This window comes from Sphingomonas changnyeongensis (genome assembly GCF_009913435.1).
Taxonomy (GTDB): Bacteria; Pseudomonadota; Alphaproteobacteria; order Sphingomonadales; family Sphingomonadaceae; genus Sphingomonas_B; species Sphingomonas_B changnyeongensis.
The window spans coordinates 1,897,863-1,918,732 of the sequence record NZ_CP047895.1 but is presented as its reverse complement, the minus strand read 5'-3'; the positions used below and the strand labels follow the sequence as shown (position 1 = coordinate 1,918,732).

Sequence of the window (20,870 nt, the reverse complement as noted above, 5' to 3'; positions counted from 1 at the left end):
GGCTTTGGGGCCAGCCGGATGGCCCGATCAGACCCGCTGCGCCACGCGCTGCCGGGGTGTTTCGCCCAGCACATGGACGTGATCGAACATCGGCAGATAGTCATCGGCATTGTGCATGATCATGACGAGCATGCGCCCCTCGGTCCGGCGGCAGATTTCGCGCATCGCCAGGTCGCAGCTGGCGGTGTCCAGATTGGCGAGCGGCTCATCCAGCACATAAAGCTGTGCATCCATGCTGAGCGCGAGGCCGAGGGCGACCTTCTGCTGCTGCCCGGCGGACAGCCGGTCGGGCGCGGCGTCCAGGATCTCGGCTGCCTCCAGCCCGAACAGCGCGCGCAGCTCCGGATCGATTGGCAGGTCGCGCACCTGCATCGGCGGGAAACTGAGCGGCAGCGTGATCCCGCTCACCCGCTCCGGCAGCGTCAGCGCGCCGGTCGACGGGGCCAGATAGCCGCACAGGATGTTGGCGAGCGTGGTCTTGCCCACCCCGTTGCGGCCGATGATCAGCGCCCGCTCGCCGGGGGCAACATCCATGGAAAAGCCGCTCAGCACCGGCCGCGCGTCGTAGGAAAAACCGATCCCCGCCGCGCTCACCTCAGCGCCCGTCACATGGCGGCGCGGCGCGGGCGGCACCGCCATGAACGCCGCCAGCCGGTCAATGGTCGCGCCATAGCCATGGATTTCGGCGAGCTTGCTGAAAATATCGATCACCGTCGTCGCCGCCCGCCAGAATGCGTTCATGAAGGCGATGAACGACCCCAGGCTGAGCTGGTCGCGAAACACCAGATAGGCGCCGACAAAGATCGAACACACATCCGATACCACCATCGTCAGGTCGCTGCCCCGCTGCAACAGCCAGACCAGCCGCGACTTGCGATAGGCTGAATCGAGCGCCGAGCCGAGGCCGTGCGCGAAACTGGCGATCGTGCGGGGCACCAGGCCGAAGCCGCGCACGATCTTGAACGCGCCGACCGCGCGGGTGAGGATGTCGACGACCGCAGCCTCGCTGTCGCGCTCCACCTCGGTCAGGCGGCGGATGCGCCGGCTGACCAGCAGGCTGACGGCGGTCGACACCGGGATGATGACCATCAGGATCGCAAAGGCCTGCCACGACAGGTAAAGCAGCACCGCGATCAGCAGCACGACGGTCGTGGCGCTGACGGCCATCGCCCGCACCGTCGCCAGCATCGGCACCAGCCCGTCGCGCACATCGGAACGGATGCGGGCGACATAATAGCCGCTGCCTTCGCGCATCAGCGTGCCATAGTCGCGGCTGAAATAGGCGCGCAGCAGCCGATCGCTCACCCGCGCGACGATGCGGTTGTCGACCCTGAGCTTCCACAGCGACACGCCATAATTCAGGATGTTGATGCCGACGCCCAGCGCCAGATAGCCAAGGCCGAGCCAGACGAAATGCGCAAAGCTCTCGCGCACCGACACGGCGTCGAAAATCGCCTTCATCAGCAGCGGGTGCAGCACCGCCTCGCTGCCCGTGACCAGCGCCGCGCAGAGCATCACGAGCAGATAATGGCCGCGCTGATCGCCGAGCAGGCCGACAAAGTTGCGCATCGTCATGCGACGGCCAGCCCGTCGAGCCCGTCAAGGCAGAAGGCATCGCCGATCAGGCGGCGGCGGCGGTTGAGCGTCCTGACGACCCCGGCCAGCCCGGTCGCATAGTCGCACGAAATGCGGAACAGATTTTCACCGGGCATCGCCAGCCCGTCCTCGGTCCTGAACAGATAAAGGTCGAGCAACCCCTGCACCGGCCGCCGCGCCATCTCCAGATAGCGGGCATCACCCGAATAGAGATGCGCATCGGTCAGCACATCGACAAAGCCCGACAGGCCGTAGATCAGCCCCGGAAAACCCGAATATTTCCGGTCGAGATCGGCGAGTAGAGCACCGATCCCGTCGATCCGGCCATAGCGGATGGCGACCTTGGCGATGCCGGCGCTGCCCTGTTCGATATATTGTTCAAGCGTGGTCCGGTTCTCGGGCGATTCCGGAAAGCTGACGATGCCGGGCTCGACCTCGTGACCAAAGGCCAGATCAAAATCCAGCGCCTCGCTGCCGAGCGCACGCCATTCGGGTGCGCCCAGCATTTGCGACAGCCTGAGCAGGAACAGCGCGACGCCGCTCTGCCCATAGCCAAAGCCGATACGGATGCCGCCGCCGTCATGCCAGTGGACGCCGCGCGCGTCGCGCCGGGCGGTGGCGCGCAGCGCCTCGGCCAGCTCGACCGCCCTTGCCAGATATGCCGCGTCGCCAAACAGCTGGTGGCCAAGCAGGTTGACCATCCCGATGCCCGCCATTCCGTAATAAAGCGAGTGATGGCCGCGTGCGAGCGGACTGGCATTGGCATGATCAAGGAAACGCCGCGCCGCCCCCGGATCGCCGGCCCCCATCAGGCCAAGCGCCATGCCGGCCGTGCCGATCAGCAGGCCCGGCGGCAGATCATCAGGATCGACAGCCGCGATCTCGCGCCGGTAACGCTGCACGGCGGGGTCGGGCAGCGCCACCCCGACACTGTGGAGTGTCGATACGATCCCCGACGCGCCGAACCCGAAGCCGAGCGGGTTGCTGTGCAGGCCGTAGGGATCGATCGGAAACAGCGTGTATTTGTCATCAAGGCGGCAATTGGCGGCGATGAACCCGGCCAGTCCCTGCTCGACCTCGGCCAGATCGGGCCTTGCAGGCACTGCATCCGGGCGGTCATGCGCGACGCGCGGCAGCGGTGCCGCGATCCGCGCCGGGCGATCCAGCAGCGCCAGCGCCTGCTGGCAGGTCAGGCGCTGGGCGATCAGCCCCCGCGCCACCTCAAGCACCGGGGTGTCGGCCCAGCCGATATCAGCGACCAGCACCGGCAGCACGGTGTCGAACACGTCGCGGCGCAGATGCGCCATCGCCGCGATCGGGAACATCGAATACATCATGATCACGCCGACGGCGTAGATGTCGTCGGCAAAGCTGTTTTCCCGCGCCCGCCCGGCAGCAGCGGAGCGGAAGCCCGGGGTATGAATGTCCTGCGGTGTATCCACGCCCGGCCGGAAGGCGCCCTCGAAATCGATCAGGCGCACCGTGCCGCTGTCCTTGTCGACCAGGATGTTGGTGGGCGACAGATCGCCGATCACCACCCCCGGCCATGGATGCGGTCGACCGCCATCAACAGGCTTTTGAAGATGCCCAGATAGATGCGGTAGAAATCAGCGCTCTGCCCGGCGGTCGGATTGACACGCAGCAGCGGCGTGTTGAGCAGCATGATGTTGCGGATATCCTCGCCCGCAAGCTGCTCCTCGACCAGATAGAGATTTTCCCAGTCGCGGAAGGTCGCATGGACCTCGGGCACGATGCCCATGCCAGCGAGCGTGCGCAGAATCTCCGCCTCATGCGCCAGCCGGTCGGTCGCGTCCTGGCCGCACGCGCTGAGTTCGACGCCCGGCCGCGCTTCCTTGATGATCACGTCGCGACCGGTCTGTGTGTCCTGCGCCAGATAAACGCCGCCGGTGTTGGAAAAGGTCAGGGCGCTGCGCACGACATAGCGCCCGTGATCGAGCGTCACCGCGTCGTCCGCATCGTCGCTGCCAGCATCGGCCGGTTCGGGCGGATACAGGTCCGGCACCCAAGCCGGCAGCTCGAAATAGGGTCGGCGCTGATCGAGCACCTCCTCCCCGTCCGGCGAGGTCAGCACCTCCAGCCTGCGCCCGAGGCAGTCGAGCCGCCGCGTCGCACGCATCCCGCCATAGCGGTAATAGAGGCAGCGGCTGTCCTTGTAGCGCCGGTCCGACAGGATATAGGAGCCCTGACAGCCGTCGAGCGCGGCATAAGCAGCGTCGATAAACTCCTGAAACTCGTCGAGACTTTTGGGATAGACGGTGATGAACTTGCCCGATCCGCCGCGCGTCCAGCGCTTGGACGTCATCAGCCGCAGCGTTTCGACATCATTGGCGAACTTGAACTGGATCCGCCGCGCAATCGCGAGCGTGGCGATGCGGGTCAGGATCTCCCGGCACGACAGGTTGGTCGCCGAAACATGGATTTTCCAGCCCTGCGCCAGCAGCTCGGGCTCACCGTCCTGCGGCACCGGCATGATGTGCGTCCACACATCCGCCCGGCGCACCTGCCAGGCCGCGCCCAGCGGCTCGAGCAGCGGCCGCACCAGATCGAGCAGCTCGTCGCTTGGCGTGTAATGCGTGTAATTCAGTTCGTAGAACCGGTCGTCAGACCCGAGATAATAGGTCTTGTCGACATGGCGCATGTCGCGCAGCGAGCTTATCGAGGCCAGCATAGATCACCCGGCAGGAACGGCGCGCGGCAGCGGCGCCGGGCGCGCTCTGCGCATCACGACGGGCCGGCGCGGCGGCAAAGGACATGGCGGATCGGCAGTGGCGCCGTCCCCGGACGGCGCCACTGCCGGGCGGCGGCCGGGTGCCCGGCCCGATGGACCGGACACGCGGCCTGACCGCCGGATTAGCGCTGCGCGCTCTTCTTGCAGCAGTCGGAGGTCGAGCTGCCGGTGCTCAGCGCCGAGCTGGGCGAGTGGGTCTGATCGGGGCCATGCGCTGCAGCTTCAGGATACGGTTCATGTCATTTCACCCTTTTTTGTTCACGACTTCAACATTTTCATGTTGATGAGTCGCCAGAACCAGACCATCCGGTTCCGTCGCGCAATCAAGAGATCGTTTACTGAAGCGTCAATATTGTCCTGTTGCCGTTTTGAACTGAAGATTGTCCGCAACGGACTGAACTTGCCTACCCGTAGAGGGAATATACGGCGCATCATGCCGCGATGAATAATCCTTATTCTATCGATCCGTGACATGCGTGATGCCGCGCCATCACCAGGTCAGAGCCGTTTCCGATCCGATTGCACCCGCTCCGCCGCGCCGGCCCCTTGTTTGCCGATTTTCCAAGCCGCCGGGTGATCGGCCTGAAACCGCGCTAGGGCGCGGACGGGCGCGGCAGTTGCAGGGTGAACAGCGCCGACGGGCCCGGCCGCACCGTCAGCGTGCCACCATGCGCCTGGGCAATCTGGCGGGCTAGGCTCAGCCCGACGCCGGTGCCTTCCACCTTGCTGGTCTGAAACGGGCGGAAGATCCGCCCCGCCTGTTCGGGGGCGACCCCGGGGCCATTGTCCTCGACGCTCAGGGCAAGACCGGCAGGATCGCAGCGCAGCGCCAGCCGCACCTCCGCACGATCGCCGCGCGCCGCCGTCGCCGCTTCGGCGGCATTCTGCAGCAGCGCCCACAGCGCCTGGCCGATCTGATCGCGGTCAAGCGGCCAGCGCCCCTCCGCGGCCACCATGACCGTGAGGGTCACGCCCGGCCAGCGGCTGGCGAACAGCCGCGCCATGTCCTGCGCCAGTTCGGCAACCGGCACCGGCTCCAGCCGCGGCGGCGGCAGGCGCGCCAGTTCACGATAAGCCTCGGTGAAACGCTGCAGGCTCTCCGCGCGCCGGCCAAGCGTCGTCAGGATCTCGCGCAGCAGCGCCGGATCGGCCCCGCCGGCGTCGAGCACCGCCTCCCCGCTTTCCGCCAGCGACACGATCGGCGCGAGGCCGTTCAGCAGCTCATGGCCGAGCACATGGATCATCTCGGACGATGCCCGCGCCTCGGCCGCCTGTGCCTCCTGATCGACATCGATCAGCGACGCGACCGTCCGCCCCTGTTCCGCCCCGCCCAGCACGACCCGGTCGATCCGCCACTGCCGCCCTTCATAGCGCAAATGATGCGCTGCCGGATCGAGCAGCCCGGCGGGCACCGGCAGGATCCGTTCATCGGCCCCGAACAGCCGGCGCGCGGCACGGTTGAGCGCGCGCACATGGCCGGCAGCGATTTCGACCATCGGCACCGGCGCGCCGTCGAGGATCAGCCGGTCAAACGCGATATCCGCCGGCGGTTCGCCCCCCATGTCCCGCATCGCCGTCTGGCGGGCCACGAACAACATGCCCAGAACAGCCAGCCAGACGGCGATCAGGATCGCCCCGGCGAGCACGCCCCAATAGCCTGCCGCCCAGGCAAAATGCCCGGCCACGCCGCACCCGATCAGCCCAAGCGCATGGCCGAGAACGGGCACCCGCCGGTCAAAGCCCATAGCGCGCCATCCGCCGATACAGCGCGCCCCGGCTGAGGCCCAGCGCGGCGGCCGCGCGCGATACATTGTGGCGATGCTCCCTGAGCGCGGCCCTGATCATCGTCTGTTCGGCATCGGTCAGATCAAAGCGCGGCTCGGGCGTCGCGCTGTCCGCGACCGCCGGGCCGGCGGGATCGAGCATCGCCATATCGATCCGGCCATCCTCGGCCAGCACCACCGCCCGCTCGACCGCAAGCGCCAGGCCGCGCACCTCGTCCGGCCAGAATGCCGCCCGCAATCCCGCCTCGGCCGCCGGGGTGAAGACAGGCTGGGGCCGGCCGAACCGGTCTGCGGCCATGCGGGCGAAATGGCGCGCCAGCCGCAGCACATCATCGCCACGCCGCGAAAGTGGCGGCATGGCCAGCTCGACCGTTGCCAGCCGGCGGCGCAGCGCCGGGGTCAGGCGGTCGACCGTTTCCGCGACCGTCAGGCAGCGCAGCTCCGGCGGCAGCCGGTCGGCCAGACTGTCCTGCGCCACCGGATCGAGCGCGTCCGGATGACGCAGCAGCACCGTGCCGCCGGCACCGGCCAGCGCGGCCAGCTGGTCCGGATCGCGCACATCGACACGCATGATCGCGCTGGCGGCATCGGCCGACGCGGCATGGATCGCGCGCGCCGCCAGGGTGCGCCCGCTGCCGGGCGGGCCGGTGACCGTCACGCTCGCGCGGGTCGGCCCGACCCGCCCGATCAGCGCGCGCACTTCGGCCATCACCGCGCTTTCGCCGATCAGGGTCGGTGGCGGTTCCGCCCCGCTTATGGGTTGGACAGACGGCGATGACATCGCGGCCGGACGCAGCGTCTGCCCGGCAATGGCCGCCCGCACCTTGTCGATCAGATCGGCGTTGCGCCACGGCTTCATCACGAAATCGCGCGCGCCGGCCTGCATCGCGGCAACGGCGATGCGGATGCCGCTATGCGCGGTGATCACCACCACACAGGCCTGCGGATCGGCAGCGATGATCCGGCGCAGACAGGCCAGCCCCTCCTCCCCGTCGGCGGCCCCGGCGGTAAAGTTCATGTCAAGCAGGATCGCATCATAACGCCGGCGGGCAATGGCGGACCAGGCCTCGTCAGGTCCGTTTGCCCAGTCGACAGCATCGCCCGCAATGCGAAACGCGATTGCCACCGCGCGCGCAATCTCCGGATTGTCGTCGATCAGCAGAATCGCCGCTCCGCTTGACACGGGCACGACCTGTCCATTTGCGGACACACTGTCCGCATCTGGACGGGCATTGTTATCGGCTGTCTGGATTTCGCGTTCATTCATAGGCGTTTAGTCTTTCAGCCCGATCCCGGCGATACTGTCCGGCATGATGACCGAACAGGCGATGCAATCAACCGATTTCCCCGGCGCAGGAATGGACCGGCGGGTCGCGCGTTCAGCACGGCCGTTCTGGAAACGGGGCATAATCTGGGCCGCGACCGGGCTTTGCCTTGCAGCAGTGCTGATCTGGCGCATGCCGGCGGGCGGATCGGTCGACATGGCCGCCGCCGATATCGAGACGGGCACGGTCCGGCGCGCGCCCTTTGCCGATTATCTGCCGGTCCGGGCGGTGGTCGCGCCGCGGGTCAGCACGCTGGTGGGCGTGCTGTCGGGCGGCCAGGTTGAAAAGCTGCTGGTGCAAGACGGCGCGCTGGTGACCGAGGGCCAGCCGCTCGCCCGGCTGACCAACCCCGCGCTTGAGCTGGATGTGCTGACGCGCGAGGCGCAGATTGCCAGCCAGCTTGGCGGCATTGCCGGCGAAGGGCTGAACATCGAACGCAGCCGCCTCGACCGAGCCGAGCAGATCGCCCAGGCCAGTTACAGCACCATCAAGGCCAGGCGCGATCTGTCGATCCGCGAACAGCTGCGCGCCGAGGGGTTTCTGTCCGACGAGGGCGTGGCCAGCTATGCCGAGGAAGCCGCCTATCAGGAAAAGCGGCTGGCCCAGCTGCGCGCGGGCAGCGCGGCGGAAGCCGGCATCACCCGCACCCAGGCCGCAAGGCTGGAGGACACGCGGCAAAGGCTGGTCAAAAGCCTCGCCGCGCTCAGGGCGGGGCGCGATGCGCTCATCGTGCGCGCGCCGACCGCCGGGCGGCTGACCAACTTCACCCTGCAGCCGGGCCAGTCGCTGAAAGCCGGCGATCCGGCCGGTCAGGTCGACAGCGAGGGATATTGGAAGCTCGAGGCCGATGTCGATGAATATCATCTCGGCCGCGTCGCCCCCGGCCAGCCGGCGCGCTTTGCCGGCGGGCAGCTGACCGTCGCCAAGGTGCTGCCCACGGTGCGCGACGGGCGTTTCCGCGTCGAACTGGCCTTTGCCGCCCCGCCGCCGGGGCTGAACCGGGGCCAGACGCTCGACGTGCGCATCACCCTGGGCAGCACCGCCCCGGCGCTGGTCGCCCCGGTCGGCGGCTGGCTGGAGAGCGGCGGCGGTGCGAGCGTGTTCGTGCTCGACGCGGGTGGCCGCCATGCACGCCGCCGGGCGGTGCGTGTCGGCCGCCGCAACCCGCAACAGGCCGAAATCCTGTCGGGCCTGCGTGCCGGCGAGCGCATCATCCTGTCGAACCTGTCGTCGGTGCAGGACGACGTCATCAACATCCGCTGACACGCAACATCGGCTGAAAAGGGAGGGATCGGTGATCCGTCTGGAAAATATCGAGCGCCGCTATATCTCCGACGAGGTCGAAACGACCGCGCTCGACCGGATCGACCTTGCGGTCGAGGCGGGCGAGTTCGTGGCGATCATGGGCCCGTCGGGCTGCGGCAAATCGACCCTGCTCAACACGCTGGGCACCGTCGACCGGCCAAGTGCGGGCCGCTATCTGTTCGGCGACCGCGATCTGGCCGCGCTCGACGAACGGGCGCTGGCCCGTTTCCGCGCCGAAAATCTGGGCTTTGTGTTCCAGAGCTTCAACCTGATCGATGAACTGACGATCGAGGAGAATGTCGCGCTCGGCCTCGCCTATCGGCGCGACGCGACCGATCGCCGGGCACGGGTGCGCGCGGCGATGGACAAGGTCGGCATCGCCCATCGGGCGCGCCATTTTCCTCACCAGCTGTCGGGCGGCCAGCAGCAGCGCGCCGCCATCGCCCGCGCGATCGTCGGCGAACCGCGCCTGATCCTGGCGGACGAACCGACCGGCAATCTGGATACCGCCAATGGCGAACAGGTGATGAAGATCCTGACCGGGCTGAACGATGAAGGCGCGACCATCGTGATGGTCACCCATTCGCCCAGCCATGCCGATATGGCGAAGCGCCGGATCGACATGCTCGACGGGCGGATCATCGCCTCTGCCGCGCGCCGCCACTGAGGGGACCGTGATGACCAGCCTGTCCCTGATCAATTTCTATCGCGCGCTGACCCGCCACAAGCGCGAGGCGCTGCTGACCATTGGCGGCCTGGCGCTCGGCATCGCCGCATTTCTGGTGCTCGGCCTGTATGTGCATTTCCAGACCAGCTTTGAAAAATGGCTGCCCGGCCATGACCGGGTGCAGCTGGTGCAGACCGAATGGCGGCGCACCGACGGGCCGTTCACCGGCACCCTGCCCTATACGATGGGCGGCCTGCTCGAACAGCTGAAGCAGGATTTCCCCGGCCTGGTCGGCACCCGCATCCAGGGCGGCGAAGCGGGCGGCAGCGTCATCCATGACGGGGCGGCGGTGCTCGACGATATCGCGCAGGTCGATGCCGATTTCCTGAAGGTGTTCCCGCTGGTGATGCAGCGCGGCGATCCGGCGACCGCGCTTGCCGATCCGAATGCGGTGGTGCTGAGCGCCACCGCCGCGCGCCGCTATTTCGGCAATGCCGACCCGATCGGCCAGACGCTGGCGATCACGCTTGAGAAAACCGCGAACTACCGCGTGACAGGGGTGTTCGAGGATCTGCCCGGCAACACCGATCTGCGCTTCACAATGCTGACGCGCATCCCGGCCGTTCATGGCGAGGACTGGTGGTATAAATGGGGCAGCACCGCAGTCGCCACCTATTTGCGGTTCCCGAGCGCCGATGCGGCCAGCGCGTTCGCCGGGCGGCTGCCCGGTTTCATCGACCGGCGCGGCTTTGCCGATCTGGGGCCGAACGCGTCGGACACGGTGGCGCTGAAGCTGCTGCCGATTGCCGAGCAGCATCTTCATCCCGCCGGCAAGGAGGGCGCGTCGCTCAGGCTCACTGTCGCAACGCTCGGCCTGGTCGGGCTGCTGACGCTGTTCATCGCGGCGGTTAACTATGTGAATCTGGCGACCGCGCGGGCCGGGCTGCGCGCGCGCGAAGTGGCGGTGCGCAAGGTGCTGGGCGGGGACCGGCCCATGCTGATGCGGCAGTTTCTGACCGAATCGGTGCTGACCGCAGCGCTGGCCACGCTCCTGGGGCTGATCCTGACCGAACTGAGCCTGCCCTTCGTCAATGCCGCAGGCGGCCTGTCGCTCACCATCCCCTATGCGATCGTGCTGCCCGCGCTTGCCCTGCTGACGGTGGTGATCGGGATCGTGGCGGGGCTTTACCCGGCCCTGTTGCTGTCCGGCTTTCCACCGGCCCAGGTGCTCGCCTCGGCACGTGCGCCCGGCGGCGGGCGCAGCGGGGCGCGGACCCGCGAGGCGCTGGTCGTCCTGCAGTTCGCGCTCGCCACCGCGTTCATCATCTGCGCGCTGGTGCTGATCGCGCAGATGCGCCACGTCCGTGCGACCGACCTGGGGTTTGAGCGCGACGGGCTGCTGGTCGTCTCGTCGCTCAACTATAGCGACCTCGAACCGGGACCGACGGCGCGGCTGATGGCGGCATTCCGCGCCGTGCCCGGCGTGTCGGCGGTGACCACCGCCGATGCCGCGGTCGGGGGGCTTGGCAACAACAATCTCGACAATTTCGCCGTGCCCGGACGCCCCGGCACCGGCCCCGCGCTGCGCCGCGTTCTGGTCGGCAGCGATTTCTTCGCCGTCTACCGGCCCCGGCTGCTCGCCGGGCGGCTGTTCGACGACGCACGGCGCACCGACGATGCCTCCGGCATCCCGCCAGAGGGGGAGCGCAACATCGTCATCAACCGCACGGCGGCGGCCCGGCTGGGCTTTGCCACACCGCAGGATGCGATCGGCAAGACCTTCCAGACCGAAGGGCCGCGGACCATCATCGGCGTGGTCGAGGATCTGCGCTTTGCCTCGCCGCGCCTGCCGAGCGATCCGGCCTATTACATGGCGTTTCGCGGCGTCGCCCCGTTTCCGGTCGTGACGCTGCGCTATCGCGGCCAGACCCGCGCCGTGATGGAAGACGCGCGGATCGCCTGGCAGCAGATCCTGCCCCAGGTGCCGTTCATCGCCGACACCGGCGAGACGCATTTGCGGCGTCTTTATCAGGACGATGACCGCGCCGGGCGGCTGTTCGCCATCGGCGCGGGGCTGGCGGTGGTGATCGGCTGTCTTGGCCTGTGGGGGCTGGCGGCGTTCGACACCCAGCGCCGGGTCAAGGAAATCGGCATCCGCAAGACGCTGGGCGCATCATCGGTCAATATCGTCCGGCTGCTGGTCGGCCGGTTCGTGCGGCCGGTGCTGCTGGCCAATCTGATCGCCTGGCCGCTGGCGCTGGTCGCGGCGCGCACCTGGCTGGCCGGGTTTGACGACCGGATCGCGCTGTCGCCGCTGTTCTTCATCGCGGCAAGTGCATTGGCGGTGCTGATCGCGGTGCTGACCGTGATCGGCCATGCGTTGCGCGCCAGCCGCGCGACCCCGGCCTGGGCGCTGCGCCATGAATAGGAGCGCCTGTGCGGCGGCGCTGATGCTGTGCCTGGCCAGCCCATGCGCGGCCGAAACGCTGCGCGAAGCGATCGCCGCCGCCTATGCGACCAATCCGCAGCTGGCCGAGGCCAAAGCCCGGCAGGACGCGCTGGCCGAAAGCCCCAGCCAGGCACAGGCGCAGGGGCGGCTGACCGCCGATCTGAACGGGGCCGGCGGCTATAGCCGGTTCGACAACGGCACCGGCGGCACCGGCGCGATCACCGCCAACCTGCCGGTCTGGACCGGCGGTCGGGTGCCGGCGGCGGTGCGGGCCGCGACGCAGGATGCCGCGGCAGGCGCAGAGGCGGTGCGCGATACCGAAGCGGCGGTGCTGGAAACCGTCGTCGTCGCCTATGCCGAGCTTCTCTATGCGCAGCAGGCTGTAGCGGTGGCGCAGGCGGATATCGAGCTGCTGGCCCAGCAGGTCGCCGAAGCGCGGTCGCGCTTCCGGCTGGGGCAGGCGGCGCGCACCGATGTCGCACAGTTCGAAGCGCAGCTTGAATCGGCGCGTGCGGACCTGGCGGTCGCCGAAAGCGAAACCGCCGCCATTGCCGCCGTCTACCGCGCGACCATCGGCGCCGACCCCGGACGGCTTGACCCGGCGCCGCCGCCCCCCACCGCCCTGCCCGGATCGGTCATCGAGGCACGCGGCCATGCGCTGGCGGCCAATCCCGTGGTCCGCCGGCAACGGCTTGCCACCATGGCGGCCGCGGCGCGGATCGATCAGGAACGCGCCGAGGGCAATCCCAATCTGGGGATCGGTGCCAGCTATGGCTATGGGGTCAACGACCGGCTGGCCGCATCGCCCAATGCCGCATCGGCCAATCTGGTGCTGCGCGTGCCGCTGCTGACCGGCGGCCTGGTCGCGTCGCGGGTGCGCGCGGCCCGGGCAAGCCACCGCGCCGCCGGCTTTGCCACCATCACCGCCGAGCGCGAGGCCAGCCGGCTGGCCGAGACCGCCTGGGCCAATCTGATCGCCGCCCAGGCGCGCGCCGAGGCCAATGCCCGCCGGGTGGCCGCCGCAGAACTGGCCCTGAACGGGGTGCGCGCCGAATATGGTTTTTCGCTGCGCACGACGCTGGATATCCTGATCGCCAACGGGTCGCTGCGCGCCGCACAGCTCGCCCTGGCGCGCAGCCGCAGCGACATTCTGATCCAGCAGGCGGCGCTGCTGCGCGCGACCGGGCTGCTCGGCCCCGACAGCTATTGACCGTTCCGGCCCGTCAGCGGCCTGCCGGGCAGATGATCCGGGCCTTGCCCACATTGCGGATCGCGCAGACCGGCTGGCCGCTGATAGCGACCTGGCCTGAACCCGCGACCGTGCCTGCTGCCGGCCCGTCCACCCGCGCCGCGATCCCGCCACCGCCGGCCAGCGTGACCGACAGGCTGTCGGCCTGCGCCTGTGTCGTGTCGACAGTCCCGCGCCCGGCCAGGGTGATGACCAGCCGGCCGAGCGTTCCCGCCGCGCTGATGCCACCCTGCCCCGGAAGCGCAAGCCGGGTCTCGGCCGCGCGCAGATTGCGCAGCGTCACCTGACCCCGCCCGGCCAAAGTGACGGCAAAGCCGGGCACGCTCAGCGGGCCGATGTCGATCCGCCCCTGTTCGATCAGCCTGACGCGCGTAACCGTCGGTGCCGTGACCCGGACATGCAACCGGCCGGGATCCCCCATCGACGGACAATCGGCGCGCCCGGTGACGACGATCTCGTCCGGCCTGCCGCCCCGCGCCACCGAACCGCGCCCGCGCCGGCCCGCCCAGCCGATCACCAGCCTGTCCTCCACCACCGTCGCCGTCAGGCAGCGCAGCAGCCTCGCATCGCCCGTCGCCGCGACACGGGCCATCGCCCCCTGTTCCACGGTCAGCATTGCGTTGGCCGCGAGATCGACGGCCTCGAAACCAGCCACCGGATAGTCGCGCAGCGCCGCCCCGTCCGCACCGGCAAGCAAAACCGCAAGCGCCGCCGGCAACAGCATCGTTCCCTCCCCATCTGTATTAGGGAGCAATACGGTTAGCGCGGATCCGGTCAAGCGCGGCGGGCAGAGACTGATCCGCAATGGCGCTAATCGACAAGCGGCAGCAGGAAAGACACAGCGATGCCCAGGATCAGCACGGCAAAAAGCCGGCGGACCAGCCGGGTGCGCGCCGGATCGGCCAGCCACGCCTGGGCGCGGCTGCCGGCGGCGACGATGGCGCTGTGGATCAGGGTCGCGATCGCCGCACTGACGCCCGCGAGCAGCAGCGCGGGGCTGAGCGCGAGTGCTGCGCCGCCCAGAAACTGCGGGGCCACCACGACAAAGAACAGATAGGCCTTGGGATTGAGCAGGTTGATCAGCGCCCCGGCGACAAAGGCGCGCCGTTCCACACGACCTGCGATGCGCGGCGCGGCCGCCGCACCGGTGCCGCGCCATGTCTCGACCGCAAGCCACACCATCATCGCCGCCCCGGCGAGCCTGAGGCCCGCGAGCAGGCCGGGCCGCGCCTCGAGCAAGGCCGCCAGCCCGAGCGCCGCCAGCACCCCGTTCGCCAGCAGGCCGATCGCAACCCCGGCCACGGCGGCAAAGCCCGCCCGCCGCCCCTCGGTCGCGGCCAGCCCCGCCAGCCATGCCATGTTCGGCCCCGGGGTCAGTTCGATGAGCAGAACCGCAAGCGCAAAGCCGACAATGTCCAAGACCGGCCTTTCGCTAGACCGCGGTGCCGGCAAGCCGCCCGATGCCGGCGGTCAGCGCCATGGCAAGCGCGCCCCAGAACACCACGCGCGCCACCGGGCGGCCCATCGCCGCGCCCCCGGCGCGGGCGCCCACCGCGCCCAGCAGCGCGAGGAACAGGATCGATCCCGCCGCCTGCCCCGCCATCATCCACGCCATCGGCAGCATGAGCACCAGCATCAGCGGCAGCGCCGCGCCGGCAGTGAAGGTGCCGGCAGAGGCAAGTGCTGCGACCACCGGGCGCGCGGCCATGGTGTCGGTGATGTTGAGTTCGTCGCGCGCATGGGCGGCCAGCGCGTCATGCGCCGTCATCTGGCGGGCGACACGGTCGGCGGTCTCGGCATCGACGCCGCGCGCGCGGTAGATGGCGGCCAGTTCCTGAAGCTCGAGCGCCGGGCTGGCGGCCAGTTCGGCCCGCTCCCGCCCCAGATCGGCGGCCTCGGTATCGGCCTGGCTGCTGACCGAGACATATTCGCCGGCGGCCATCGACATCGCCCCCGCGACCAGCCCGGCGACCCCGGCGACGAGCAGCGCCTGCCGGTCCGCCCCCGATGCCGCCACGCCCAGGATCAGGCTGGCGGTCGAGACGATGCCGTCATTCGCGCCAAGCACGGCGGCACGCAGCCAGCCGATGCGGGCGACCAGATGGGCTTCATCATGCATCGGCATTGGCGGTCTCTTCCCCGCCCGCGATCATGGCCGGATCGATCAGTTCGTCAAGGAACAGGGCCAGCAGCGCCGACTGGCTGCCGACCCCCGCCTTGGCATAGATGCGCGTCAGCTGCGCCCGCACGGTGCCGGGGGCCGCCCCGCGCAGCCGCGCGATTTCGGCGGCATCGCAGCCCTTCACCGCGAACAGCGCGACATCGGCCTCCGCCCCGGTCAGTCGCCACTCGGCAAAGCGCTGGCGCACCAGATCAGCGACCGCCCGGCGGGACAGGGCGACGGCCAGATCGTCCCGCCGCGCCTGATCGATCAGACCGCGCACCTGCGCGGCCCCGGCAACCACCGCGACCAGCAGCGCGATGGCCGCCGCCCCCTCGATCAGCAGATGGGCGTTCAATCCCTCGCCCCCCAGATCGGTGACGAAATCGCCGAGGAACAGCATGGCGACCACCGCCTGCGCCGCGACGACGAACGTCATCGCGCTGGCCTTGCGGTGGAGGCGGATCTGGCGCGTCGGCATCCGCACCAGCCTATCCGCGTCCCGGCAGCATCGCCAGCGCAAGGTTGCGACGCTGCCGCCGGCTTTCAAAGGCGACGCCCGCGACATGGAGCAGGATCAGCCCGTAGAGCAGCGTCGCCGTCGCCTCGTGCACCTCCTCGGCGATGCCCTCGCCTTGCTCGCCGTCGCCGTGGTCGCCGCGCTCCTCCCGTTCATGCTCGCCCCGGTCTTCGCTGTCGGCGCGGTGTTGAGCGGCCTCGCCGCGCGCCGACGCCTCGGAAACCGTCAGCCGCGCGCCGGTGCGGGCCGGCGGCAGTCCGGCCATCGCGATCCCGGTGCCGATCACCACCAGCAATGTGGCCCAGATTGCATAGACCATCAGCGCACCGAGCGGATTGTGCGAGCGGTGGGCGACATGGCGGCCCGCCCGGATGTCGCGGAGATGCGCGACCGCCCGGCCAAGGCTGAGCGGAAATGCCGCAAAGCGCGCCTCTGGCGGCCCCACCAGCCCCCAGAGCAGGCGCAGGCCAAGGATCGCGGCAAGCGCATAGCCCACCCAGACATGCGCGGCCGACCCCTCTTCGGTGATGACGGCATTGGCGAGCACCGCCAGCGCGACCGACCAATGGGTGAGCTTGACCACCGGATCCCAGCGGCGTGCGGGGTGCGTGTCAGTCATCGTCGCGGTCCTTTTGCTCATGGGCGCGCTGCCCGGCCGGAGCGGCACGGCGGTCGCGATCTCCGTCATCCCGGCGATGATGGTCGCGCATCTGCGTCCGGTGCCGGTCGGCAGCACGGGCGTGCGCGGCATCATCGGCCCGGGGCTTGACGCCGGCAGACGGGGGACTAGCGGACGAAGAGGCCGCCGCCGCCGCTGCCGCAGGGGGCAGGACAAGCGCCGCCGCCATGATGGCGGCCGCCAGATGATTGTGGCTGGGCATGATGCAGGTCTCCTTCGCATGAGCGGGAGACGGGACATGGCTGCCGGCCCTGCCCGGCACCATCGGCGGAACGCTGATGCAGCCCGGCATCAGCGCATGCTTATGCACCCGCCGGGGGGGGGCGACCCGGCCTGGACCATGCGCTTTGGCACAGCAGCTATCGACCCCGCGGGTGGAGGAGCGCCCAAGGTCAGGGGGTTCGAACCCGCCCGGGTTCGCAAGGCCGAACGGTTGCCCGCGCCGATGCGAGGCAAGCCAGGGTCGCGGATGCGACCGCCCGGCCTTTTGGGGCAGACAAACAATGGTGCGCCCGGCGGGATTCGAACCCACGGCCCCCGGATTAGGAATCCGATGCTCTATCCTGCTGAGCTACGGGCGCACGCCATGGTTCCCTGCCGTGCCGCGATGCGGCGGTCAATCAGAAGAACAGCTTGCGGAACTGCAGCCTGACTGTCCGGCCAAGCGGGTCGAGCAGGTCGGGCTGGAACGACAGCGGGATGCTGCCCGAGGCGTCGGTGACCTGCTGGCGGGTGTTGAAGATGTTGTCGACCGCGAAGGTCAGCCGCGTGCCGCGCAGGAACGGCCGGCCGCGCACGACCGACGGGATCACCCCCAGATTGGCGAACAGCCGCAGATTGGCGGTGCCGATCGCGCCGAAGCGCAGGGCATCGCCATTCGCCTCATTGACCCGCGTCGCGCTCTGCCAGTTGGCCGACAGGCGCATGCCAAGCCCGTTCTGGAAATAGCCGGCCTGCACCTCGACCCGGTGGCGCGGCGCACCGCCGCGCGCGCCAATGGCATCGCCGTTCAGTAGATCAAGGCTCGGCCCGCCTTCGGCGATCAGGATGCGGTTGCGGAACTGGACGGTGTGGAACACCGCGAACTGCGCCCGGCCGCCAAACTGGCCGCCGCGCCCGCCGCCAAAGCCCCCGGAGGCGGACCGCCGGCACCGGCCCCGCCCTGAGGACCACCCCCTGCCCGGCTCCACCCGGCCCGCCAGGCCCACCCGGCCCGCCCGGCGCAGCGCCCGGGCGGCCGAACGCCCCGGCCTCGCGCAGCGCCTGGAAGCGCGCCGGATCGGTCTTGAGCGGGATCGACAGGTTGATACCCCAGCGCAGCTGACGGGTTTCCTCGCGCGCGAAATTGACCGGCCGGGCATCGACCTGCACCAGCCGCCCGGCGGGATCGCGCAGGAAACGGTCCGGGAACGCCGCCTCGATCGCCGCAGTCGGATTGGGCAGCGAGGCGATGGGGTTGTCGATCCGGCTGGCGACATAATTGGCCGTCAGGCTGACATCGGCCTGGCCGATCGTCGGGCGCAGCGTCAGGCCGAACTTGGTCACCTCGCGATTGTCGCCCAGCAAGGCGCGGTTGCCACCGGTCAGCTGCGTGACCAGCACCGGCGCGCCAGTCACGAAATCGAACACGCGCACATCGGGTGTCGCGATCTGCGGATCGGCCAGCTGCTGCGGGCTGGGCGCTTCTTCCTCGTTGGTGTGCGAGACGACGATGTCGACAATCGCGACCGGCGACCAGGTCAGCCCCGCGCCCCAGGTGCGCAACGTGTCAAAGTCCGACAAGCGGCGGACCTGCAGATTGCCATTGACCGACAGGTCGCCGACCGCCGCCAGAATGCCGCGCCGGCGGCTGGTGAGCGGCAGATCGATGCTGACCTGCCCCGCGCCGATGTCGCGCGCGGCATCGCCCGCGCGGGCGATGCCGCCGCGCAGCGATTCGCTGTCGAACCGGTTGCGCGTCGCCGCCAGGGTGAAGGTGGTCGAGACATCACCCGCCGGCAGCTTGAACAGCCGGCCATTGGTGGTGAAATCGCCGGTCAGAATGTCCGACACCGCCCGCGCCCGGTCGCGCGGTCCCGGCACCTGATTGGTGTCGGTGACGACACGGGTTTCGATCCGGTCCCAATTGCCGGTCATCGTCCATTGCCAGCCGCCGAGCGCACCGCCGACCGTGGTGCCCAGATGGCCATTGAGCACATCCCGCGCCTGGGTGCGCGGATCGGTGCCGGTCGCGGGCAGGCCGATCAGCGCCAGCGTCTCGGCGCGTTCGATCCGGCCGTTGAGCGTCGCGCCAACGCCTTCGGCAATGTTGCGGCTGACGATGCTGTTGACCGAAAATGTGTCGCCGGTCGGCACCAGCGTGCGGAACCGCCCCTGATCGACGGTGCTGCCCAGATCGGAGCGGTCGACATCGCGCTCGCTCTCCAGCAGCGGCTCGACCCGTTCATATTCGAACGCAAGCTCGAACCTTTTGTCATTGTCGATGCGCAGGAAATCGAGGTCGATCTCGCCGCGCGCGCCGCCGCCATCGGTGGCGCCGCCGCCCTCGATCTCGCCGGTCACCGCGCGGAACCGCGGCCGGAGGACGAAGTTGATCACCCGCTGATTGGCCTGAAAGCCGTATTTGAGCGCCACTTCCTCGGGCAGCACATCGACGCGCGCAATCGCCTCGGTCGGCAGATCACGGATCTCGGCAAAGCCCGACACGCGCCGGCCATTGACCAGCACCACCGGCTGGCCGCCGCCCCTCCCGCGAATCCCGCCGGTCTGCGGGCTCAGCTGCTGGAGCAGTTCGGCAACCGAGCTGACGCCATAGCCGCGGATATCGGCCGGGCTGAGCTGCAGCTCGGGCTGGATGTCGCCGATCACCGCGCCGCGTTCGCGCTGGCCGGAGACGACGATCTCGCCGCTATTGCCGTCGTCGCCGTCCCCCATTTCGCCAGTCTCGCCCATTGGCGGGCGGGGCATGGCGGGCGGTGCCTCCTGCGCGCGCGCGGGCGCGACCGGGGCAAAGGCCGCGAGCGCGGCGGAGGCGAACAACGCAGGTTTCAGCATGATCGGGGCTGCTAATGTCGCAAAGATGAATGAATGCTGTCGATGCGATCAGTGGCGCTGATCGGGCGGCGTGACGGGCAGCGGCAGGGGCACCAGTTCGATTCCCTCATCGGCCAGCCGCCGCGCCTCGTCCGGGCTGGCTTCGCCATGGATCTGCCGTTCCTCGGCCTCGCCATGGTGGATGGCGCGCGCTTCCTCGGCAAAGCGCGCGCCCACCCATTCGGATCCGGCGAGCATCCGTGCCTGGGCGCGGGCCAGCGCGGCGAGCAGCGCCTTCGGATCGGGCGGCCCCGCAGTGTCGCCGACCGGGGGCGAGGCCGGCTCCGCGCGCGCCGCGCCGGAGCCGATGCGCGGCGCCATCACCGCCTTGTCGATCGCCGAATCGCCGCACACCGGGCAGACAACCAGCGCCCGCGCCCGCTGCGCCTCATAATCGGCCGAGGAACCGAACCACGCCTCGAACACATGGCCGGCCGCGCATTTCAGGTCGAACACGATCACCGGGCAAGCTCGACCGGCGGGATGGCGCGGCGATGCGCCAGCACCGGAATGCGCGCCCTGACATCGGCCAGCCGGGCGGCATCGATTTCGGCAAAGCCCAGCCCCGGCGCGTCGCCCATGTCCAGCAGCACCTCGCCCCAGGGATCGACGACCAGCGAATGGCCAAAGGTCATGCGCCCATCGGCATGGGTGCCGGTCTGCGCGGCGGCGATCACGAACGCCCCGGCCTCGATCGCGCGCGCGCGCAGCATCACATGCCAGTGCGCGCGCCCGGTCGGCACGGTGAATGCGGCCGGCACGGCCAGCAGCGTCGCCCCGGCATCGGCCAGACCCCGGTAAAGATCGGGGAAGCGCAGATCATAACAGATGCTGAGGCCCAGCCGGCCGGGCGGCGCATCGACCGCCACCGCCCGGTCGCCGGGCGCATAGACGGCGGATTCGCGCCAGCTTTCGCCGCCGGGCAGATCGACATCGAACAGATGGATCTTGTCGTATCGCGCGGCGATCGCGCCGCTGCCGTCGATCACGAAGCCGCGGTTGCGCCGGCGCGCATCGGCCCCGTCGCCGGCCAGAGCGAGCGAGCCAAGATGCACCCAGATCCCCGCCTCCCGCGCCGCCGCGCGGACCGCCGCCAGCGTCGGATCATCGGCCTCGCGCGTGAGCACGGTGCCCGAGCGTTCGCGGTCCCGGTCGATCAGGTTCGACATTTCCGGCGTGAACAGCATCGCCGCGCCGCCCGCTTTTGCGGCTGCGACCGCATCGGCGATGGTCCGGGCATTGTCCGCCGGGTCGATCCCGGCGGTCATCTGCAGCAGCGCGACGCGCATCGCC

At 69.4% G+C, this 20,870-nt stretch carries 20 protein-coding genes and 1 tRNA gene; 4 read left to right on the top strand and 17 right to left on the bottom strand.

Annotated features, from left to right (window positions below; genetic code table 11):
* Positions 1 to 27: 27 nt before the first annotated feature.
* From GVO57_RS09515 to GVO57_RS15020, 6 genes are all read right to left on the bottom strand, one after another.
* Complete coding sequence (locus tag GVO57_RS09515) at positions 28 to 1,575, bottom strand: ABC transporter transmembrane domain-containing protein (protein ID WP_160592944.1); 1,548 nt, start codon at positions 1,573 to 1,575, stop codon at positions 28 to 30.
* Complete coding sequence (locus GVO57_RS09510) at positions 1,572 to 3,131, bottom strand: protein kinase/lanthionine synthetase C family protein (protein WP_160592943.1); 1,560 nt, start codon at positions 3,129 to 3,131, stop codon at positions 1,572 to 1,574. Before GVO57_RS09510 ends, GVO57_RS09515 begins: the two co-directional genes overlap by 4 nt.
* Positions 3,128 to 4,285, bottom strand: a complete 1,158-nt coding sequence (locus GVO57_RS09505; protein WP_160592942.1) for a class III lanthionine synthetase LanKC N-terminal domain-containing protein — start codon at positions 4,283 to 4,285, stop codon at positions 3,128 to 3,130. Before GVO57_RS09505 ends, GVO57_RS09510 begins: the two co-directional genes overlap by 4 nt.
* A gap of 653 nt (positions 4,286 to 4,938) precedes the next feature.
* On the bottom strand, positions 4,939 to 6,090 hold the full coding sequence (locus tag GVO57_RS09500; protein WP_160592941.1) for a sensor histidine kinase: 1,152 nt from the start codon (positions 6,088 to 6,090) through the stop codon (positions 4,939 to 4,941).
* Positions 6,080 to 7,318, bottom strand: a complete 1,239-nt coding sequence (locus GVO57_RS09495; RefSeq protein WP_233281314.1) for a sigma-54-dependent transcriptional regulator — start codon at positions 7,316 to 7,318, stop codon at positions 6,080 to 6,082. Before GVO57_RS09495 ends, GVO57_RS09500 begins: the two co-directional genes overlap by 11 nt.
* A gap of 84 nt (positions 7,319 to 7,402) precedes the next feature.
* Complete coding sequence (locus tag GVO57_RS15020) at positions 7,403 to 7,588, bottom strand: hypothetical protein (RefSeq protein WP_233281313.1); 186 nt, start codon at positions 7,586 to 7,588, stop codon at positions 7,403 to 7,405.
* On the opposite strand from GVO57_RS15020, the gene GVO57_RS09490 reads away from it, so the two are divergent.
* From GVO57_RS09490 to GVO57_RS09475, 4 genes are read left to right on the top strand one after another with little or no spacing between them, the layout of a single operon-like run.
* Positions 7,572 to 8,717, top strand: a complete 1,146-nt coding sequence (locus GVO57_RS09490) for an efflux RND transporter periplasmic adaptor subunit (RefSeq protein ID WP_233281312.1) — start codon at positions 7,572 to 7,574, stop codon at positions 8,715 to 8,717. The genes GVO57_RS15020 and GVO57_RS09490 overlap by 17 nt on opposite strands.
* A gap of 31 nt (positions 8,718 to 8,748) precedes the next feature.
* Positions 8,749 to 9,426 (top strand): ABC transporter ATP-binding protein, encoded by a 678-nt coding sequence (locus GVO57_RS09485; RefSeq protein ID WP_160592940.1) that lies wholly within the window; start codon positions 8,749 to 8,751, stop codon positions 9,424 to 9,426.
* A 10-nt stretch (positions 9,427 to 9,436) separates the two neighbouring features.
* A complete protein-coding gene (locus tag GVO57_RS09480; protein ID WP_160592939.1) occupies positions 9,437 to 11,854 on the top strand; it encodes an ABC transporter permease in 2,418 nt (805 codons plus the stop codon).
* Positions 11,847 to 13,085: a TolC family protein gene (locus GVO57_RS09475; protein ID WP_160592938.1), complete on the top strand. Its 1,239-nt coding sequence runs from the start codon at positions 11,847 to 11,849 to the stop codon at positions 13,083 to 13,085. Before GVO57_RS09480 ends, GVO57_RS09475 begins: the two co-directional genes overlap by 8 nt.
* A 13-nt stretch (positions 13,086 to 13,098) precedes the next feature.
* Here the strand turns inward: GVO57_RS09475 and GVO57_RS09470 are convergent, their stop codons facing one another.
* The 11 genes from GVO57_RS09470 to GVO57_RS09420 all read right to left on the bottom strand — a co-directional run bounded on the left by GVO57_RS09470 (position 13,099) and on the right by GVO57_RS09420 (position 20,866).
* Complete coding sequence (locus GVO57_RS09470) at positions 13,099 to 13,848, bottom strand: GIN domain-containing protein (protein ID WP_160592937.1); 750 nt, start codon at positions 13,846 to 13,848, stop codon at positions 13,099 to 13,101.
* 86 nt (positions 13,849 to 13,934) lie between these two features.
* Positions 13,935 to 14,543, bottom strand: coding sequence for a LysE family translocator (locus GVO57_RS09465; protein ID WP_160592936.1), 609 nt, complete (start codon positions 14,541 to 14,543; stop codon positions 13,935 to 13,937).
* Between the two features lie 13 nt (positions 14,544 to 14,556).
* Positions 14,557 to 15,249: a VIT1/CCC1 transporter family protein gene (locus GVO57_RS09460; protein ID WP_160592935.1), complete on the bottom strand. Its 693-nt coding sequence runs from the start codon at positions 15,247 to 15,249 to the stop codon at positions 14,557 to 14,559.
* On the bottom strand, positions 15,236 to 15,772 hold the full coding sequence (locus GVO57_RS09455) for a helix-turn-helix transcriptional regulator (protein ID WP_407695685.1): 537 nt from the start codon (positions 15,770 to 15,772) through the stop codon (positions 15,236 to 15,238). The genes GVO57_RS09460 and GVO57_RS09455 overlap by 14 nt, the downstream gene beginning before the upstream one ends.
* Positions 15,773 to 15,776: 4 nt before the next feature.
* Positions 15,777 to 16,424 (bottom strand): cytochrome b/b6 domain-containing protein, encoded by a 648-nt coding sequence (locus GVO57_RS09450; protein ID WP_201752612.1) that lies wholly within the window; start codon positions 16,422 to 16,424, stop codon positions 15,777 to 15,779.
* On the bottom strand, positions 16,417 to 16,686 hold the full coding sequence (locus GVO57_RS09445; RefSeq protein WP_160592933.1) for a hypothetical protein: 270 nt from the start codon (positions 16,684 to 16,686) through the stop codon (positions 16,417 to 16,419). The genes GVO57_RS09450 and GVO57_RS09445 overlap by 8 nt, the downstream gene beginning before the upstream one ends.
* A 302-nt stretch (positions 16,687 to 16,988) precedes the next feature.
* Positions 16,989 to 17,065 (bottom strand) — tRNA-Arg (locus GVO57_RS09440).
* 39 nt (positions 17,066 to 17,104) lie between these two features.
* Entirely contained in the window at positions 17,105 to 17,563 is a 459-nt protein-coding gene (locus GVO57_RS15015; RefSeq protein ID WP_160592932.1) for a TonB-dependent receptor, read from the bottom strand.
* Positions 17,502 to 19,538, bottom strand: a complete 2,037-nt coding sequence (locus GVO57_RS09430) for a TonB-dependent receptor plug domain-containing protein (protein ID WP_160592931.1) — start codon at positions 19,536 to 19,538, stop codon at positions 17,502 to 17,504. Before GVO57_RS09430 ends, GVO57_RS15015 begins: the two co-directional genes overlap by 62 nt.
* A 48-nt stretch (positions 19,539 to 19,586) precedes the next feature.
* Positions 19,587 to 20,039: a DUF1178 family protein gene (locus GVO57_RS09425; protein WP_160592930.1), complete on the bottom strand. Its 453-nt coding sequence runs from the start codon at positions 20,037 to 20,039 to the stop codon at positions 19,587 to 19,589.
* Complete coding sequence (locus tag GVO57_RS09420; protein WP_160592929.1) at positions 20,036 to 20,866, bottom strand: carbon-nitrogen hydrolase family protein; 831 nt, start codon at positions 20,864 to 20,866, stop codon at positions 20,036 to 20,038. Before GVO57_RS09420 ends, GVO57_RS09425 begins: the two co-directional genes overlap by 4 nt.
* Positions 20,867 to 20,870 lie beyond the last annotated feature (4 nt).

Excerpts from the sequence above, each read along its gene's own strand:
- GVO57_RS09480 (WP_160592939.1), top strand. The coding sequence starts at position 9,437 with ATGACCAGCCTGTCCCTGATCAATTTCTATCGCGCGCTGACCCGCCAC.
- GVO57_RS09470 (WP_160592937.1), bottom strand. The coding sequence starts at position 13,848 with ATGCTGTTGCCGGCGGCGCTTGCGGTTTTGCTTGCCGGTGCGGACGGG.
- GVO57_RS09475 (WP_160592938.1), top strand. The coding sequence starts at position 11,847 with ATGAATAGGAGCGCCTGTGCGGCGGCGCTGATGCTGTGCCTGGCCAGC.
- GVO57_RS09460 (WP_160592935.1), bottom strand. The coding sequence starts at position 15,249 with ATGCCGATGCATGATGAAGCCCATCTGGTCGCCCGCATCGGCTGGCTG.
- GVO57_RS09445 (WP_160592933.1), bottom strand. The coding sequence starts at position 16,686 with ATGCCCAGCCACAATCATCTGGCGGCCGCCATCATGGCGGCGGCGCTT.
- GVO57_RS09450 (WP_201752612.1), bottom strand. The coding sequence starts at position 16,424 with ATGACTGACACGCACCCCGCACGCCGCTGGGATCCGGTGGTCAAGCTC.
- GVO57_RS09505 (WP_160592942.1), bottom strand. The coding sequence starts at position 4,285 with ATGCTGGCCTCGATAAGCTCGCTGCGCGACATGCGCCATGTCGACAAG.
- GVO57_RS15020 (WP_233281313.1), bottom strand. The coding sequence starts at position 7,588 with ATGCGCCAGATCAGCACTGCTGCAAGGCAAAGCCCGGTCGCGGCCCAG.
- GVO57_RS09515 (WP_160592944.1), bottom strand. The coding sequence starts at position 1,575 with ATGACGATGCGCAACTTTGTCGGCCTGCTCGGCGATCAGCGCGGCCAT.
- GVO57_RS09420 (WP_160592929.1), bottom strand. The coding sequence starts at position 20,866 with ATGCGCGTCGCGCTGCTGCAGATGACCGCCGGGATCGACCCGGCGGAC.
- GVO57_RS09500 (WP_160592941.1), bottom strand. The coding sequence starts at position 6,090 with ATGGGCTTTGACCGGCGGGTGCCCGTTCTCGGCCATGCGCTTGGGCTG.
- GVO57_RS09430 (WP_160592931.1), bottom strand. The coding sequence starts at position 19,538 with ATGCTGAAACCTGCGTTGTTCGCCTCCGCCGCGCTCGCGGCCTTTGCC.